We start from the raw sequence: 1,690 nt of genomic DNA, 5'->3' as shown, positions 1-1,690 counted from the left end.
ACGGAAGCCTGGGGCTTCCGTTCTTTGTTGTGCGACCCGTTCGTAGATTACAACGAATAGTTCGGCGCTTCTTTTGTTATTTGAACGTCATGCGGATGGCTTTCCCGAAGACCCGCCCCTGTGATGCGGATAAAGGACGTTTCGTTGATAAGCGCATGGATATCTTTCGCTCCGCAGTAACCCATCCCGGAACGCAGTCCTCCAACCAACTGATAAAGCGTATCGGCTAACGGTCCTTTATAAGCAACCCGACCTTCGATACCCTCCGGTACAAGCTTGCTTTCGTTCTCTTGGAAGTAGCGGTCTTTGCTGCCTTCTTTCATTGCGCCAATCGACCCCATCCCGCGATAAACTTTGTAGCGGCGGCCTTGGAAAATTTCCGATTCGCCCGGACTCTCTTCCGTACCTGCAAACAGGCTTCCCATCATGACGGCGCTCGCTCCGGCTGCGATCGCTTTAACCACGTCTCCGGAATATTTAATCCCGCCGTCGGCAATGATCGGTACATTGTACTGCCGCGCAACCGTAGCGCAATCGTAAATTGCCGTAATTTGCGGTACGCCAATGCCTGCGATGACCCGCGTCGTACAAATGGAGCCTGGCCCGATTCCGACCTTTACAATGCTCGCTCCGGCCTCGATCAGATCCTTCGTCGCTTCGCCAGTTGCCACATTGCCCGCGCAAATCGGCAGGTCAGGATACTGCTCGCGAATTTTCCGAACGGTATTGATAATATTGATATGGTGACCGTGCGCCGAATCGACGACGATCAAATCCGCACCGGCTTCAACCAAAGCCGCCGTACGCTCCATGACATCCTTGGATACGCCCACCGCAGCGCCGGCCAGCAGACGGCCTTGTTTGTCTTTTGCCGAGTTCGGGAACTGAATGGCTTTCTCGATATCCTTGATCGTAATCAGGCCCTTAAGAATCCCATTCTCGTCGACCAAAGGCAGCTTCTCGATCTTATGACGCTGCAGAATGCCTTCCGCTTGTTGAAGCGTCGTACCGACAGGAGCCGTGACCAGATTTTCCTTCGTCATTACTTCTTTAATTTTGATCGAATAATCATGAACGAAGCGCAGATCCCGGTTTGTTAAAATACCGACTAGCTTGTTGTTCTCGTCGCAAATCGGCACACCGGAAATCCGATATTTGGCCATCAGCTCTTCGGCATCATAAACATGATGCTCCGGAGTAAGGGAGAACGGATTGGTGATGACGCCGCTTTCCGAACGCTTTACCCGATCTACTTCCTCCGCCTGCTGCGCAATCGTCATATTCTTGTGGATGACCCCAATTCCGCCTTCTCGTGCGATAGCGATTGCCAAAGCCGATTCCGTTACCGTATCCATGGCCGAGCTTACAAAAGGAATGTTCAGATTGATTTGGTTTGTCAGTTTTGTCGATATGTCGATTTCCTTGCCGAACACATCCGATTTTCTCGGTACCAGCAATACATCGTCAAATGTCAAACCTTCTTTGGCAAACTTAGTCTCCCACACAAAAATAATCCTCCTTAATTTATTTCATGCTGTACATGCCGCAAGATATTAATTGCAATCTTATCAAAAGCCCATTTTTAGTGTCAAGCAAAAAGTCATGAAGTTTCCATGGCAATTTGTTATTTAGTATGCCAATTTCCATAAGAAAAAGAGCCTCTCCGGATAAAATCCGAAGAAGCTCTTGT

1 protein-coding gene is annotated in these 1,690 nt (G+C 49.5%); it reads right to left on the bottom strand.

Translation table 11 applies throughout. The annotated features are described in order from the left end of the window. Positions 1–47 precede the first annotated feature (47 nt). Positions 48–1,505, bottom strand: a complete 1,458-nt coding sequence (gene guaB, locus PEH01S_RS34195; protein WP_025850314.1) for an IMP dehydrogenase — start codon at positions 1,503–1,505, stop codon at positions 48–50. Positions 1,506–1,690: the final 185 nt, after the last annotated feature.

Origin of the sequence: Paenibacillus ehimensis NBRC 15659 (assembly GCF_004000785.1) — a bacterium.
In the GTDB taxonomy this organism is placed as follows: Bacteria; Bacillota; Bacilli; order Paenibacillales; family NBRC-103111; genus Paenibacillus_G; species Paenibacillus_G ehimensis.
The sequence above is the reverse complement of the archived record's forward strand: the minus strand, read 5'-3'. Positions and strand labels throughout refer to the sequence as shown.